The sequence below is a fragment of the Paraoerskovia marina genome, from assembly GCF_900105445.1.
Taxonomy (GTDB): Bacteria; Actinomycetota; Actinomycetes; order Actinomycetales; family Cellulomonadaceae; genus Paraoerskovia; species Paraoerskovia marina.
In genome coordinates this window covers 1,923,431-1,938,357 of sequence record NZ_LT629776.1, presented here as the reverse complement: position 1 = coordinate 1,938,357, position 14,927 = coordinate 1,923,431, and the positions used below count along the sequence as shown (strand labels likewise).

Below are 14,927 nucleotides of genomic sequence, written 5' to 3'. Positions count from 1 at the left end.
ACGCGTTCAACCGGATCGGCGACGCCGGGGCTTTGTCGTGTCCACAGGAAGTCGTCGCTGCGTCCTGTGGTCGACGGCGACTCCGGGGTCCATGCGGAGCCGTGCGAGGATGCCGCATGGTCGAACGCGAACTCACGCAGACGGTTCCTCTGACGTTGCCGAACGGTCGGCTCAACCACGAGGCGGTGGGCTGGGCGCGGACCGCGTCGGTGACGACGGAGGGGATCGGCGGCCTCCGCTCCTGGGGCCGGAACAAGCGGTGGGAGTACTGGAACGTCGTCACGCCGCGCTTCATCCTGGCGGCGACGGTCTCCTCGCTCGACTACGCCGGCGTCCACGAGGTCTGGGTCTTCGACCGGCACTCGAAGACGAGCGTGGCCGCGAGCACGACGGCGATTCTCGCCGCCGGCACGGAGCTTCCGGGCTCGCTCGGGGAGGGCCCCGTGCGGGCGCGGTCGCGCGCCCTCGCCATCGCGGTCGACGAGGTGGACGGTGGAACGCGGATCCGGGCGAGGATCGAGGGCGCCTCGTTCGACGTCGTCGCCGCGAGGCCGTCGGGGCACGAGGCCCTGGGCGTCGTCGTCCCGTGGAGCGACCGCCGGTTCCAGTACACGGTCAAGGATGTCGCGCGGCCGGCGACCGGGACCGTGACGGTCGGGGACGAGACGCAGGAGCTGACGCCAGGCGTGTCGTGGGCCGTGCTCGACCACGGCCGTGGCCGATGGCCGTACGACATGCGCTGGAACTGGGGTGCGGGGTCGGGCGTCTGCGACGGTCGACGCATCGGGCTCCAGGTCGGCGGACGGTGGACCGTCGGCACGGGCTCGACCGAGAACGCGGTGTTCGTCGACGGTCGTCTGCACAAGATCGGCGAGGAGCTCGCCTGGGACTACGACCCGGCCGACTACCTGGCACCCTGGCGCGTCCACGGCGCGGGGCTCGACGCCACGCTCGTCCCGGAGCACGACAAGGTCTCGCGGACCAACCTGGGGCTGCTCTCCTCGCGGACCGACCAGTGCTTCGGCACGTGGTCGGGGACGTTCGAGACGGGTTCGGGGGAGCGGATCGACCTCGCGGGGTTGGTCGGGTGGGCCGAGGACGTGCACAACCGCTGGTGACGAGGCCGGTCCTCCGGCCGCGTAGGCCTGCGTCAGTCGCAGTCGTCGCACCGACCCGTGGCCGGCAGAGCGACGGAGCACGTGGGGCACATCCGCAAGACGGGCTCGGGCACGGCCGCCCGACGCGGAGCGGCGGCCCGGGGCGCGGTCCGCGTGCGAGGGGCCTTGGGAGCCTTCGGCGGCACGACCGGGGCCGCGCCGATGGGCTCGAGCACCTCGAAGCCGCGCTTGCGCAGGATCGTCACGGCGCCTGCGATGCCTCCGGAGAACTCCTCCGGGGTGGCGGCGCGTCCCGTGGCGTAGCGGTGTGCGACGCCGAGGATCGCCTTGGAGTCGTACTCCTGGTCCTCGTGGACGATCGGGTAGCCGCGGGTGGGTTCAAAGCCGTAGAGACCGAGGAAGTTCGTCCTCCCACGGTCGTCGAACTCGGCGATCGCCTGGAGGATGTGCGTACGGGTCACTGCGGAGAACGTTGCCACCCACCCAGCCTAGACCTCGCCCGAAGCGTGCCGGACCGTCGCGGGCGTGAGGATCGCCATCCCCGCATCAGACCTCGACGGCGTCGCGCTCGAGCGGGCACGTCATGCAGTGGCCCCCGCCGCGCCCACGACCGAGCTCGGCGCCGACGATCTCGACCACCTCGATGCCGGCGTTGCGCAGCAGCTTGTTGGTGGTGGTGTTGCGGTCGTACGCGACGACGACGCCCGGCTCGAGCGCGACCACGTTGTTGCCCGAGTCCCATTGCTGCCGCTCCGTGGCGTAGACGTTGCCTCCGGTGTCGACGGTGCGGAGCTCGGACAGCCCGAGCGCGGTGCGGACCACCTCGAGGAACGGGCGGTCCTCGACGGTGATCTCGAACCCCGGCGCGACATCTGACGGGCGTAGCGTGAACGCCTGGATGCCGTGCACGATCTCGGGGTAGATGGTGACGCAGTCACGGTCGGCGAAGGTGAAGACGGTGTCCAGGTGCATCGCGGCGCGCAGCTTGGGCATGGCCGCGACCACGACCTGCGCGGCCGCCCCGGCGGCGAAGAGCCGCGCGGCGACCTGGGTGATGGCGTGCCGGGAGGACCGCTCTCCCATCCCGATGATCACGACCCCGTTGCCCGGGACCATCACGTCACCGCCCTCGAGCGAGGCCATGCCGGCGTCCTCCTCCGGGTCGCCCCACCAGACGGTCGAGCCGGTGAACCGGGGGTGGTGGTCGTAGATCGCCTTCATCAGCAGCGTCTCGTCGTGTCGGGCGGGCCAGTACAGCGGGTTGAGCGTGACCCCGCCGTAGATCCAGCAGGTGGTGTCGCGTGTGTACAGGGTGTTGGGCAGGGGAGGCATCAGGTACTCGCCAGGGCCGAGGGACTCGCGGGCGAGGGTGATCTCCTGCGGTCGTGCGTCGGCGGGCAGGTCCGTCGTCGCGAGGCCGCCGAGGAGGAACCGCGCGAGGTGCGCGTCGTCGATCTCGTCCAGGAACGCACGGGTGGGCTCGACGAGGCCGAGGCCGACCTCGTTGGCGGTGATCTTGCGGTCGAGGAGCCAGGACCGGGCGTCCGGCACCGCGAGCGTCTCGGCGAGCACCTCGTGCAGCTCCAGGACCTCGATGCCCCGACCGCGCATCTGGTCCATGAAGTCGGCGTGGTCCTGACGGGCCCGCTCGACCCAGAGCACGTCGTCGAACAGCATGTCGTCGCAGTTGGACGGCGTGAGCCGGCTGTGCGCGAGTCCTGGCGCACAGGTCAGGACGGTGCGCAGGGTTCCCACCTCCGAGCTCACGGCGAAGCGGTTCGGTCGGGTGGTCTGGTCCATGGTGGTGGTCCCTTCGCGCACGGTCGGTGGGTGACTACCCTCTCACCGTGGACGCCGCGACGGGAGCAGGCATGCGGGCCACTGCGGCGGCTGCCGCCCCGGCGAGCAGGAACACCGCGGCCAGGGCGAGCCAGCCCGGTGTCCCGTACCGGACGGGGAGCAGCGTCACGACGACCGGGGCAGCCATCGTCGCGAGCGCGATCCCCGTCTGAGTCAGACCTTGGTACTCGCCCGCTCGACGTGGGTCTGCCAGCTCGAAGGCCATGCCCCACGCCCCTGCCTCGGCGAGGGTCTCGGCGAGCGAGTGGGCGACGGCGGCGACGACCAGCAGGGCGCAGGCGACGAGGACGTTCCCGTACCCCGCGGCCGCGTACAGGACGCACGCGGCGGCAAGCAGGACGCTGCCCCGGCGGACGGACCGGCCGGCGCGGCGCACGTCGTGGGTGCCGCGGGAGGCCCGGACCTGAAGCATCGCCACCAGGACGGTGTTGACCACGAGCAGGCCGGAGACGATCACGGGCGGGGCGGCGGTCGAGGCGACCCACAGCGGGATGCCGACCGTGAGGACGCCGAACTGGACGGCGATGACGGAGTTTGCGGCCACGCTCGCCACGTACCGGCGGTCGCGCAACGGGTGGACGCCAGGGTCGTCCCACGTCCCGCACGTCCCGGCCTCGTCGTGCCCGGCCCGTCGCCGGCCGACCATCTGCTCCGCGAGGTCGGGCACCCGACGCGGCAGGCGGCACACCGGGACGACGGCGAGCAGCAGCAGGACGGCGACGACCGCCATCGCGGTCCGGTAGGCGGCAGCGGTGTCGACGGCGAGGGCGGTGGCGGCGAGCAGTGTGCCGAGCCCGATGAAGACGTTCATCACGACCCGCAGGCGTGCGCGGACCTCGACGCGGTCCGGTCCGGTGAACCAGCGGGCGATCAGGGCCTGACGGGCGGTGCCGTGGACGCCGCGTGCCCCGACGGCGACCACGGCTGCGGCGACGAACGTCCACGGGCCGGTGGCGAGGGTGTAGGCCCCCAGTGCCGCACCCTGGACGGCGACGCCCCACCACTGCAGGCGGTGCGCCCCGAGGCGGTCGGCCCATCTTCCGGCGAGGAAGGATCCCAGGACCCCCGCGCCACCGGCGATGCCGAGTCCAAGACCGACCGTGGTGGCCGAGAGCCCGACCACCCGTGTGAAGTAGAGAACGGAGACGGCGTAGAACACGCCGTTGGAGGCGGCCAGGGCCATCGTGGAGAACGTCAGGGCACGGGCGACGGGCTCGCGGGGCAGCAGGGTCTTGATCACGGGACCAAGTAGGCCCCGGTGCCTCGTCGTTCCCAACAGATGTAGCACTATGCTTCATCACGTGGGGCGAATGGAGTACGTGCTGGACGGCATGGACCTTGCCGACGTGCGCTTCGCGATCTCGCCGATCAACGAGCTGACGCTGTCGCTGCGCACCTGGCGCGACCCGGGCCGGTACCCGGGCCACCTTCCGTGGTTGCGAGCGACCCAGTCGGCTCGCGAGTCCCTCGACGGCGACGTCCTGCGGGCGCTGGTCGACGATCGGCTCTGGACGCCGGACTACCTCAGCCCGCGTCCCCGGGGACCGTTGACGCGGATCGACGACGAGCTCGACACGATCGCGGCCACGCCCGACGACGTACTGCTCGCGGACCTCGCACGACTCCACCCCGAGGGGCGACCGCCCGCGCTGCGCGGCCCGGCCTCCGTCGTCAGGCAGCGCGTCCTGGACGCGCTCACGGGGTACTGGGAGGCGTGCTTCGTCCCGCACTGGCCCCGGATGCGTGCGGTGCTCCAGGCGGACGTCGTCCACCGTGGCGCGCTCATCTCGCGTCACGGGGTCGGTCGGATGTTCTCCGGGCTGAGCGAGCGCGTCACGTACGACGGAGGTGTCGTGACCGTTCGCCTGACGTCGCACGCCATGCTGCAGCGGGCGGCCACCACCGGGGTGGGCCTCACGCTCGTCCCGACCCTCTTCACCCGGGGTGCCTCCTGCCCGATCTCCGCGGAGGAACCCCCGACGATCATGTACGGCGCGCGCGGGATCGGCACGCTGTGGCAGACCTCGCCCCGGGACGCGCCCCCGGCGCTCGCGGGCATCCTCGGCCAGGTGCGGGCGGGACTGCTGACCGCGCTCGACGAGCCGGCGTCCTCGACCGAGCTGGCGCTGCGGGCCGAGGTGAGCACGAGCGCGGTCAACCAGCACCTGCGCGTCCTGCGCGCAGCGGGCCTGCTCACCTCTGCGCGATCCGGACGCTCTGTGCTGTACCTGCGGTCCGAGCTGGGGGAGCGGGTGGTCGACGCCTGCGGCCCCTGAGGTCGGAGGGGCCTGTCGGCGCCCGGTAGTCTCCCGGGCCATGAGCGAGCACGCGGAGAGTGCCACGACGGTCGTCGACGTGGACGCGGGGATCGAGCACGTCGACGCGGTGGTCGCGGTGATGCACGCCGCGTTCGCGGAGTACTCCGACCGTGGTGAGCCGTCCGGTGCGCTGCTCGAGACGCCCGGGTCGCTCCGCGAGGAGATGGAGGGCGGGGTCCGAGTCGCGCTGGTCCGGCTCGACGGCGAGGTCGTCGCAACGGTCAAGCACCGGCCGTCGGGCGACGGGACCCTGACCTTCGGTCGGCTCGCGATCGTGCCCGGGGCCCGTGGACGGGGCCTGGCGTCCGCACTGCTCGAGGCGTTGCGCACGACAGCCCGCGACACCGGTCTGAGCGGACTCTCGTGCAGCGTCCGGGCGGCCGAGCCCCGGAACGTCGCCATCTACGAGCACCTGGGCATGGCCGTCGTCGGCCGGGGCGCGCAGCGAAGCCTGACGGGTGCCGTCATTCCGGTCGTCCTGATGCGTGACCCGTAGCGGGGCGGCCTGCGCGTGCGGCGGCGCGTGCGATCGCTGGGCCGGAACGGCCCGGCCCGTGTCCACGGGTCGACCCGGCTGTCGGAATTGTCGCGCGCATAGGTTAGGTTAGGCGTGCCATACCTAATCAGCCCGCGCGTGCGGGTCTGCCCGCACGGAAGAAGGTCCCATGCCCGCATCCCACGACGTCGTCGACGAGGTCCTCAATGCCGCCTCGGCCGACCGCTATGCGCGCCTCGTCGGCTCGGTCGTCGACGACCTCGCCGCACGGATCCGCACGGTCGAGCAACCGTTCACCGGGGCAAGCCGGGCAGACCTGCAGGCCGCCGTGGACGCCGTCGACCTCGACGGACCGGGACAGGGCAACGAGACGGCGCTCGCCGAGGTCACCGACCTCTACGTGCGCAACGCGGTCTGGTTCCACCACCCGTCGTACGCCGCCCACCTGAACTGCCCGGTCGTGCTGCCCGCCGTCGCGGCCGAGGCGGCGCTGGCCGCGGTCAACACCTCCGTCGACACCTACGACCAGTCCACCGTCGCCACACTGATGGAGCGGCGACTCGTGGGTTGGACCGCCGGGCGGATCGGGTTCGACGACGGTGACGGCGTCTTCACGTCGGGCGGGACCCAGTCCAACCTCCAGGCGCTCTTCTGCGCCCGGGAGGCGATCGTCGCGCGCGCAGCTGAGACAGGCCGTCGACGGACCGAGGTGCTGCCCCGGCTCAAGGTCCTCACGGGTGCCAGCTCCCACTTCAGCGTCAACACCGCGGCCCGCCTGCTCGGGCTCGACGACGACGCCGTGGTCACCGTCGACGTCGACGCTCTCGGGCGGGTGCGACCCGCGGCCCTGCGCCGGGCGATCGACCAGGTGCACGCCGACGGTCACCTCGTCATGGCGGTCGTCGCCACGGCGGGGACCACCGACCGTGGGTGCGTCGACCCGCTGCAGGCGATCGCCGACGTCTGCCACGGCGAGGACGGGGCGATCTGGCTGCACGTCGACGCCGCCTACGGCTGCGGCCTGCTCGTCTCCTCGACCCGTCGGCACCTGCTCGACGGCATCGAGCGCGCGCGCTCGGTCACGGTCGACTACCACAAGAGCTTCTTCCAGCCCGTCTCCGCCTCGGCGCTGATCGTCCGCGAGGCGTCGGACCTCGCCCCGGTCGCCTGGTATGCCGACTACCTCAACCCCGTCGCCAACGCCGAGCCGAACCAGGTCGACAAGTCGCTGCAGACCACCCGCCGATTCGACGCCCTCAAGCTCTGGACCACGCTCCGGTCGGTGGGGGCCGACGGTCTCGGCGAGCTCTTCGACCGCGTCTGCGACCTCGCCGCCGACGTCCACCGAGACCTCGCCGACGACACCGACTTCGACCTGGTGGCACCCACGGACCTGAGCACCGTGCTGTTCCGATACCAGCCCGCCGGGATGACCGACGCCGACGCCGACCGCCTCGTTCCGCCCGTGCGGCGACTGCTGTTCGACTCCGGCCGCGCGATGGTCACCAAGACCGTCGTCGAGGGGCGCCCCTGCTTCAAGCTCACCCTCCTCAACCCCGCCTCGACCGTCGCGGACGTGCACGTCGTGCTCGACCTGGTGCGCTCGGTCGCGGCCACCCTGCACCAGACCCGCACTCTCGACTCCCTGGAGATGGCCCGATGACCACCACCCACGACCTGATCGGCATCGGCATCGGCCCGTTCAACCTCGGCCTGGCGGCGCTCGCGGACCCGCTCGACCTGGATGCCGTGTTCCTCGACGCCCGCGACGAGTTCCGCTGGCACCCCGGGATGATGCTCGAGGGCGCCACGATCCAGGTGCCGTTCCTCGCCGACCTGGTCACGATGGCGGACCCCACCTCGCCGTTCTCGTTCCTCAACCACCTGAAGGCGACCGGGCGGCTGTACCCGTTCTACATCCGGGAGAGCTTCTACCCGCTGCGCGCCGAGTACGACGCCTACTGCCGGTGGGTGGCGGGTCAGCTCGGCACCCTGCGATGGGGCCGGGAGGTCGTGTCCGTCGAGCATGACGGCGAGGCGTGGGTCGTCCGTTCGCGCGTCGCCTCCTCCGAGATCGAGGTCCGTCGGGCACGGCACCTCGTCCTCGGGACCGGGACGGCCCCGACGATGCCGGCTCCGCTGCGCGCCCTCGCTGAGGCGCAGCCGGGCGCGGTCCTGCACTCGGCCGACTTCCTGCCCCGTCGTGCGGATCTGTTGGCCTCCGGGTCGGTGACCGTCGTGGGGTCGGGCCAGTCGGCGGCGGAGATCTACCGCGACCTGCTCGAGGAGGTGCACGAGCACGACTACCGGTTGGACTGGGTGACGCGGTCGCCGCGCTTCTTCCCGATGGAGTACACCAAGCTGACGCTCGAGATGACCTCGCCCGAGTACGCCGACCACTTCCACGCACTGCCGATGGAGACCCGCGACCGCCTGGGCCGAGACCAGCGCAGCCTCTACAAGGGGATCAGCGGCGACCTCGTCGACGACATCTACGACACCCTCTACCGCAAGTCGGTCACGGCCCCGGTGCCGACGACCCTGCTGACCGACACGGCCGTCGTCGGGGCCGGATGGGACGCGGTCGCCGAGGAGTGCGTGCTGCGTCTGCGGCACGCCCAGACCGGCCAGGAGGTCGAGCGGCGCACACAGACGGTCGTCGCCGCCACCGGCTATGCCCCGCAGGTGCCGGCGTTCCTCGACCCGGTCCGGGACAGGATCCGCTGGGACGCGCGCGGCCGGTTCGCCGTCGCCCGCGACTACACGATCGACGCGGAGCGGACCCTGCACGTGCTCAACGCCGAGGATCACACGCACGGGATCACGGCGCCGGACCTCGGCTTCGCGGCATGGCGCAACTCTGTTGTGCTCGCCTCGGTGCTCGGTCGCGAGGTCTACCCGGTCGAGCGGCGGATCGCCTTCCAGGAGTTCGGGCTTCCCGCCGACGGGGCGGACGCCTCCGACGGCACCGCACCGTCCGGGGCCGGGCGTGGCTGGACGGAGGACGCATGAGCGGGGGAGCCGGGGCGCCGGTGCTCGGCGCGGTGGCCGGGACCGGCGCGGTCGTTCCCGGCGCGGACGATCCCGGAACGACTGTTCCCCCACGCTGGCAGACCGCCACGACGCTCGGGCCGATCGGCTTCGTCGCAGTGGACCGCGCAGACTCGGACCTGCTGCACGCCTGGCTGACGCACCCGCGCTCGGCGTTCTGGCAGATGGGCCGGATGAGCGCCGAGCAGGTGCGCGCCTACGTCGACGAGCTCGTCGCCGACGACGCGCAGGACGGATGGTGGGCCTGGCTCGACGGCGCGCCGATCGCCTACGTGGAGACGTACGACCCGCACCGGCTCGTGCTTGACGCGGTCGCGGAGATCGAACCGGGTGATCTCGGCATGCACCTGCTCGTCGGGCCGCCCGACGGTGCCCCCCGCTCCGGGCTGACCTCGGCGGTGATGGGCGCCGTGATCGGCTTCTGCCTCGCCGACGACGGCCTGGCCGCGGCGCGCGTCGTGGTCGAGCCGGACGTGCGGAACACGGCCGTGCACGAGAAGAACGCGGCCGCGGGCTTCCGGGTGGTGCGCGAGGTCGACCTGCCGGACAAGCGGGCCCTGCTGTCGGTGTGCAGCCGGGCCGACCACGCGCGCAGTCCGCTCGGGCCCGGTCACGACGCGGCCCCGCACCTGCGACCGGACGCCATGGCGGCGGCGCACCGGCACCTGGTGGCGAAGACCGTGGCGGAGCTCTCCCACGAACGACTCCTCGTCCCCGAGCCGGTGGGCAGCCGGGCACCGCGCGGCGGACGCGGTCAGTTCCGGCTGCGCACGCACGCGGCCGACGGTGCGGTCGACTACACCTTCACGGCCCACGTGCTCGACCTGGAGCACTGGGTGCTCGACGAGCCGTCGATCGTGCGCACCGTCGCGAGTTCACCGGCACCGCTGGACGCCCTCGCCCTCGTCAACGAGTTGCAGCCGGTGCTGCAGATCCCGGCCGCGCTGCTGCCGACCTATCTCGAAGAGGTCAGCTCGACGCTCGCCGCCGCGGCCGCGAAGCACGTGAACCCGGGTCCGGGCTCACAGGACCTGCTCGGGGCCAGCTTCCAGCAGACCGAGGCCGCGATGACCGAGGGGCACCCCGCGTTCGTCGCGAACAACGGGCGGATCGGCTTCAGCCTCGCCGACTACGAGGCCTTCGCGCCCGAGCGCGGGTCGACGCTGCGCCTGCAGTGGCTCGCCGCCCGCACGCAGCACACCCACCTCGCACTGGGAGCGGGCCGCACCCCGCAGCAGCACTGGGACGAGGCGCTGCGTCCGGACGAGCGGCGTGCCTTTGCCGCGCGACTACGTGCCCGGGGCCTGGACCCCGCCGACTACACGTACCTGCCGGTCCACCCGTGGCAGTGGGAGCACCGGGTCGCGATCACGTTCGCCCCCGACGTCGCCCGTCACGATCTCGTCCCGGTCGGGGTCAGCGCCCACGAGTACCAGCCGCAGCAGTCGATCCGCACGCTCGCCGACCGGACCGACGACACGCAGGACTACGTCAAGGTCGCGCTCGCGATCCAGAACATGGGATTCCTGCGCGGACTCTCGCCCGCCTACATGCGGCACACCCCCGCGATCAACGACTGGGTCGCGGACCTCGTGCACCGCGACCCGACCCTGCGCCGGGCCCGGTTCGAGGTGCTGCGCGAGCACGCGACCGTCGGGTACACCGGAGACGCCTACCACGGCACCGCGACGACCAACCCGTACCGCAAGATGCTCGCCGCCCTGTGGCGAGAGAGCCCGGTCCCGCGGCTGCTGGACGGCGAGCGCCTGGTCACCATGGCGGCGCTCCTGCACCGTGATCGCGAGGGCGAGGCGTACGCGACCGCCCTGATCCGCGCCTCCGGACGCACCCCGCGCGACTGGCTCCGCGCCTACCTCGACGTCTACCTGCGCCCCCTGGCCCACTGCCTGCTCGCCCACGACCTGGCGTTCATGCCCCACGGGGAGAACCTCATTCTCGGGCTCGCCGACCACACTCCGGTCCGGGCGTTCATGAAGGACATCGGGGAAGAGGTCGCGGTCCTCTCCGACAGGCCCCTGCCCGCCGACGTCGAGCGGGTCCGCGCCGAGGTCGACGACACGGAGAAGGCGCTCGCGATCTTCACCGACGTCTACGACGGCGTCCTGCGCCACCTCGCGGGGATCCTCCACGTCGACGGTGTGCTCGACCAGGACGACTTCTGGGCCGAGGTCGGAGCGTGCCTGCGCCGGCACCGCGACGACCACCCGGACCTGAGCACCGGCGTCGACCTGCACGCACGGACCTTCGCCCACTCCTGCCTGAACCGGCTCCAGCTGCGCAACACCCTGCAGATGGTCGACCTGACCGACCAGTCCTCCTCGCTGATCTACGCCGGACAGATCGACAACCCCGCCGTCCGGGCATGAGCGGTCCGGCACCCGCCTCCGCGGAGTGGCGACTGCGGCGCGACAGTCTCGGCATCCCGCACCTGTGGGCCCCGGACGAGCTCACGCTCGCCCGGGCCCAGGGCTACGTCACCGCTCGCGACCGCGGGTGGCAGCTCGACACCGACCGGTGGCGCGCCGAAGGAACCCTCGCGGCACGCATCGGCCCCCCGGGCCTCGCGTGGGACACGCTCGCGCGCCAGCTGCGCATCACCGAGACCGCCCGACGGTCCTTCGCCCGGCTCGACGACGCCGACCGGCGATGGGTCGAGGCCTACACCGACGGCGTCAACGCCGGGCTCCCGCAGGGCCGGCAGACCCCCGAGACCGACGACCTGCGTGCACTGCCCGGCGTCCACCCGCCCGACGAGCCCTGGCCCGCGTGGATGCCGCTGGCGATCCTGCACGTCAACCACGTCCTGTTCACCGGCTTTCCCAACGTGCTCTGGCGCGCCCACGTCGCCCGCACGCTCGGCCCGCACCACCCCCGTACACCCGTCGAGGAACTGGTAGACACCCTCAGCGGCGTCGACCCCCGCAGCGGCGGGTCCAACGCCTGGGCGCTCGCGGGCAGCCGCACGGCCACCGGCGCGCCGATCCTGGCCGGAGACCCGCACCGGCTCCTGGAGCTGCCTGGCACCTACCAGCAGGTCCGGCTCGCCTGCCCCGAGTACGACGTCGTCGGGCTGGCGTTCCCGGGCGTCCCCGGGATCGCGCACTTCGGCCACACCGGGACGGCCGCGTGGGGGGTCACGAACGCCGTGGCCCACCACGTCGACGTCCTCGTCGAACACCTGCGCGACGACGGCGGCGCGTGGCGCGCCGCGGGACCGGACGGGGACGAACCGGTCGAGTCAGGCGTCGAGCAGGTGCACGTGCGCCAGACGCCCCACGAGACCACGGAGGCCCACGAGACGGTCGACGTCCCGTGGGGCCGGACCCGGCGGAGCCTGCTGCTCGACCTGCCGCCGACCCCCACGGCCCACCGCGCCACGGGCGTGCACCTGCCCGCCCACACCCGAGCAGACCTGGGCGTCGGGGCGCTTCGCGCGCTCCTGCGGGCGCGCACGGCCCGCGACGTCGTCGACGCCTTCGCGGCCTGGGTCGACCCCGTCAACAGGGTCCTGGCCGCCGACCGGAACACCGTGCTCAGCGCGACGGTCGGCCACGTGCCCGACCTCGACCGCACGGAGCGCCGCCTGCCCCGCGACGCCAGGACAGCCAGGGCCGCAGAGTCGTTGCCGAACGCACCGGCAGTCCGCGTGACCACCCACGCCGTCGACGCCAACCAGCGCCCCCACGCCGCAGACGACCACGGCTTCGCCTACCCGCCGCCACATCGGACCCGCCGCATCACCGCACTCCTGCGCGAACCCGACGCCCCCACCACCGCCGAGGACCAGCACCGCATCCACGCCGACACCGAACAGCCGGACGCGCACGACCTCCTCGACCGCCTGGCCGCGGTCCCCGACACCCTCCTCGACCACCCGGCAGCCCGGGCGCGACAGCAGCTGCTCGCCTGGGACCGCCGCATGACCACCGACTCCACCGACGCGACGCTCTACGCGACCTGGCGCACCGCCGTCGTCACGAGACTCGCCGACCACCCCGCGCTCGCACCGCTGACCGAACCGCACCCGCACACGAGCGTGCTCGACCCCTGGTTCGCCCTGCCGGCACGCCTGCGCACCGCCCTGCCCACCCTGCTCGACGCGCCCTGGCTCGACCTCGACGTCCCCCAGACGCTCGCCGACGCCCTGACCGACGCCGCCGCAGCACCACCCGCCCCCTGGGGGACGCAGCACGCACTCGTCCCCGTCCACCTGCACCACGACGCACACCTCGACCCGCCACCCACGCCACCCACGGCGCTCGCGGGCGACTCCGAGTGCGTCCTGGCGACCGCGAGCGTCCCCGGGGCCGCGCACGTGGTCAGCGGACCCGTCGCGCGCTGGGTGTGGGACCTCGACGACCGGAGCCGGTCGCGGTGGGCCGTGCCCTTCGGGGCGGCGGGCGACCCGCGCAGCCGACACCACGTCGACCAGCTCTCCACCTGGGCGGCCGGCCGTACCACCCGAATCGAGTTCCCCGACCTTCAGGAGCAGCCATGACGACACCCGACCGCCCCGCCCGGGAGTACCGGTTGGATCGGCTCGCGAGCGGACGGCGGGGCCAGACGCTGTGCACCGTGGATCTCGCGACGCACGGCAGCCTCACTGTCGACGTCCTGAATCCCGATGCCGATCTTGACGTCCTGCACGCCTGGGTCACCCGGCCGAGTTCCCGGTTCTGGGGACTCGGGGAGCTGTCTCGCACGGAGCTGCGCGACCTGTACGCCTACGTGGACGATCTCGAGACCCATCACGCCTTCCTGGTGCGCTGGGACGGGCAACCCGTCGTGCTGCTGCAGACGTACGCGCCGGAGCACGACCCGCTCGGCGAGGTGTACGACGTGCTCCCGGGAGACGTGGGGATCCACTTCCTGCTCGGTGACCGCGGGCCGCGAGACGTTCCCCTCTGGCCGGTGCTCGCGATCGTCGTGCACGCGTTCGTCGTCGACCGCGACGGTGTCGACCGCGTCGTCGTCGAGCCGGATACACGCAACGCCGCGGCGACCCGGCGAATCGACCGGCTCGGGTTCCGGCCGCTCGACGTCGTGCACGTGGGGGAGAAGCGAGCCCGGCTGAGCGTGCTGGCCCGGGACGACGCTGCGGCCCTCGCCCGGGAGGCCCGCGCCGCGTTGCGCGTCAGCGCTCCGTAGCCTGCCGCCGCGCGGCCGAGACGACGAGCCTCACCAGCGCACCGGCCGCCGGGGCCGGGCGGTCGCCGTACGTCACGGCGAGCACCCGCCGGTGCGCGCCCGGGACGGCCGTCACGGCCACCCCGTCGGCGCGGTGCGCGCGCAGCGCGAGGGCGGGGAGGAGGCTGACTCCGACCCCTGCGGCGACGAGCGCCTGCACCGCCACGTAGTCGTCCGTCTCGAACGTGATCTGCGGCGTGAAGCCCTCGCGCTCGCACCGGGCGACGAGGTCCGTGCGGCAGCGCTCGCACCCGGCGATCCATGCCGACCCGGCGTGGTCGCCGAGCACCGCGGGTCCACCGGGGGAGTCGGAGGTCGTCGCCGTCACCAGCACCATCGGGTCCTCCGTCACCGCCGTGACGGCGAGCCCGTGCAGGTCGCTCGGTGCGTAGTCGTGCTCGAAGACCAGTGCCACGTCCACGGTGCCCTGTCTGAGCGCAGCCAGTGCCTCGGGTGGTTCGTGCTCCACGAGCTCCACGCCCACGCCGGGATGCTCCGCTCCCAGCCGGGCGACGACCTCCGGCACGATCGTCGCGAGCGCCGACGGGAACGCGGCCAGTCGAGCACGCCCTGCCTGCAGCCCGGCCAGCGCGCGGACCTCCGACTCCGCGGCCTCGACCCGGCCCAGGATCTCCTCCGCCCGTCCGACGAGCAGGGTGCCGGCGTCGGTCAGGCGGACGCCACGACCGACCCGCTGGAGCAACGGAACGCCCACCTCCGCCTCCAGCAGGGCCAGATGGTGCGACACGGACGGCTGGCTGTACCGCAGGGCGGCCGCGGCTGCGGTGACCGAACCCTCGCGCGCGACGGCGACGAGCATCGTGAGCCGGTGGAGATCCATTCCCTCAACATATCGACAGCATTGATAGAAATCCA

At 72.8% G+C, this 14,927-nt stretch carries 12 protein-coding genes; 8 read left to right on the top strand and 4 right to left on the bottom strand.

What is annotated here, in order from left to right; all coding sequences use genetic code 11:
- Positions 1–116 precede the first annotated feature (116 nt).
- A complete protein-coding gene (locus BLU20_RS08685; protein WP_083372276.1) occupies positions 117–1,118 on the top strand; it encodes a DUF2804 domain-containing protein in 1,002 nt (333 codons plus the stop codon).
- 32 nt (positions 1,119–1,150) lie between these two features.
- On the opposite strand, the gene BLU20_RS08680 is transcribed toward BLU20_RS08685, so the two are convergent.
- From BLU20_RS08680 to BLU20_RS08670, 3 genes are all read right to left on the bottom strand, one after another.
- Complete coding sequence (locus tag BLU20_RS08680; RefSeq protein ID WP_083372275.1) at positions 1,151–1,597, bottom strand: hypothetical protein; 447 nt, start codon at positions 1,595–1,597, stop codon at positions 1,151–1,153.
- A 67-nt stretch (positions 1,598–1,664) separates the two neighbouring features.
- Complete coding sequence (locus tag BLU20_RS08675) at positions 1,665–2,918, bottom strand: arginine deiminase (RefSeq protein ID WP_083372274.1); 1,254 nt, start codon at positions 2,916–2,918, stop codon at positions 1,665–1,667.
- A 34-nt stretch (positions 2,919–2,952) separates the two neighbouring features.
- The gene (locus BLU20_RS08670) at positions 2,953–4,218 is read right to left on the bottom strand and encodes an MFS transporter (RefSeq protein WP_197675386.1); all 1,266 of its coding nucleotides are present in this window, start codon (positions 4,216–4,218) and stop codon (positions 2,953–2,955) included.
- Positions 4,219–4,288: 70 nt separating this feature from the next.
- Between BLU20_RS08670 and BLU20_RS08665 the strand changes: the two genes are divergently transcribed.
- The 7 genes from BLU20_RS08665 (at position 4,289) to BLU20_RS08635 (ending at position 14,012) form a co-directional block, all read left to right on the top strand.
- Complete coding sequence (locus BLU20_RS08665; protein ID WP_083372273.1) at positions 4,289–5,254, top strand: ArsR/SmtB family transcription factor; 966 nt, start codon at positions 4,289–4,291, stop codon at positions 5,252–5,254.
- A gap of 40 nt (positions 5,255–5,294) precedes the next feature.
- Positions 5,295–5,792, top strand: coding sequence for a GNAT family N-acetyltransferase (locus BLU20_RS08660; protein ID WP_083372272.1), 498 nt, complete (start codon positions 5,295–5,297; stop codon positions 5,790–5,792).
- A gap of 169 nt (positions 5,793–5,961) precedes the next feature.
- Positions 5,962–7,455 (top strand): pyridoxal phosphate-dependent decarboxylase family protein, encoded by a 1,494-nt coding sequence (locus tag BLU20_RS08655; protein ID WP_083372271.1) that lies wholly within the window; start codon positions 5,962–5,964, stop codon positions 7,453–7,455.
- Positions 7,452–8,804: a lysine N(6)-hydroxylase/L-ornithine N(5)-oxygenase family protein gene (locus BLU20_RS08650; RefSeq protein WP_083372270.1), complete on the top strand. Its 1,353-nt coding sequence runs from the start codon at positions 7,452–7,454 to the stop codon at positions 8,802–8,804. The genes BLU20_RS08655 and BLU20_RS08650 overlap by 4 nt, the downstream gene beginning before the upstream one ends.
- Complete coding sequence (locus BLU20_RS08645; RefSeq protein WP_083372269.1) at positions 8,801–11,230, top strand: GNAT family N-acetyltransferase; 2,430 nt, start codon at positions 8,801–8,803, stop codon at positions 11,228–11,230. Before BLU20_RS08650 ends, BLU20_RS08645 begins: the two co-directional genes overlap by 4 nt.
- A complete protein-coding gene (locus tag BLU20_RS08640) occupies positions 11,227–13,362 on the top strand; it encodes a penicillin acylase family protein (protein ID WP_083372268.1) in 2,136 nt (711 codons plus the stop codon). Before BLU20_RS08645 ends, BLU20_RS08640 begins: the two co-directional genes overlap by 4 nt.
- Positions 13,359–14,012, top strand: a complete 654-nt coding sequence (locus BLU20_RS08635; RefSeq protein ID WP_083372267.1) for a GNAT family N-acetyltransferase — start codon at positions 13,359–13,361, stop codon at positions 14,010–14,012. The genes BLU20_RS08640 and BLU20_RS08635 overlap by 4 nt, the downstream gene beginning before the upstream one ends.
- Here the strand turns inward: BLU20_RS08635 and BLU20_RS08630 are convergent.
- On the bottom strand, positions 13,999–14,892 hold the full coding sequence (locus tag BLU20_RS08630) for a LysR family transcriptional regulator (RefSeq protein WP_083372266.1): 894 nt from the start codon (positions 14,890–14,892) through the stop codon (positions 13,999–14,001). The two genes, BLU20_RS08635 and BLU20_RS08630, sit on opposite strands and share 14 nt — an antisense overlap.
- Positions 14,893–14,927: the final 35 nt, after the last annotated feature.

Bases quoted from the DNA above. Each gene is read 5' to 3' on its own strand.
- BLU20_RS08675 (WP_083372274.1), bottom strand. From the start codon at position 2,918: ATGGACCAGACCACCCGACCGAACCGCTTCGCCGTGAGCTCGGAGGTG.
- BLU20_RS08665 (WP_083372273.1), top strand. From the start codon at position 4,289: ATGGAGTACGTGCTGGACGGCATGGACCTTGCCGACGTGCGCTTCGCG.
- BLU20_RS08635 (WP_083372267.1), top strand. From the start codon at position 13,359: ATGACGACACCCGACCGCCCCGCCCGGGAGTACCGGTTGGATCGGCTC.
- BLU20_RS08660 (WP_083372272.1), top strand. From the start codon at position 5,295: ATGAGCGAGCACGCGGAGAGTGCCACGACGGTCGTCGACGTGGACGCG.
- BLU20_RS08655 (WP_083372271.1), top strand. From the start codon at position 5,962: ATGCCCGCATCCCACGACGTCGTCGACGAGGTCCTCAATGCCGCCTCG.
- BLU20_RS08685 (WP_083372276.1), top strand. From the start codon at position 117: ATGGTCGAACGCGAACTCACGCAGACGGTTCCTCTGACGTTGCCGAAC.
- BLU20_RS08650 (WP_083372270.1), top strand. From the start codon at position 7,452: ATGACCACCACCCACGACCTGATCGGCATCGGCATCGGCCCGTTCAAC.
- BLU20_RS08640 (WP_083372268.1), top strand. From the start codon at position 11,227: ATGAGCGGTCCGGCACCCGCCTCCGCGGAGTGGCGACTGCGGCGCGAC.
- BLU20_RS08630 (WP_083372266.1), bottom strand. From the start codon at position 14,892: ATGGATCTCCACCGGCTCACGATGCTCGTCGCCGTCGCGCGCGAGGGT.
- BLU20_RS08645 (WP_083372269.1), top strand. From the start codon at position 8,801: ATGAGCGGGGGAGCCGGGGCGCCGGTGCTCGGCGCGGTGGCCGGGACC.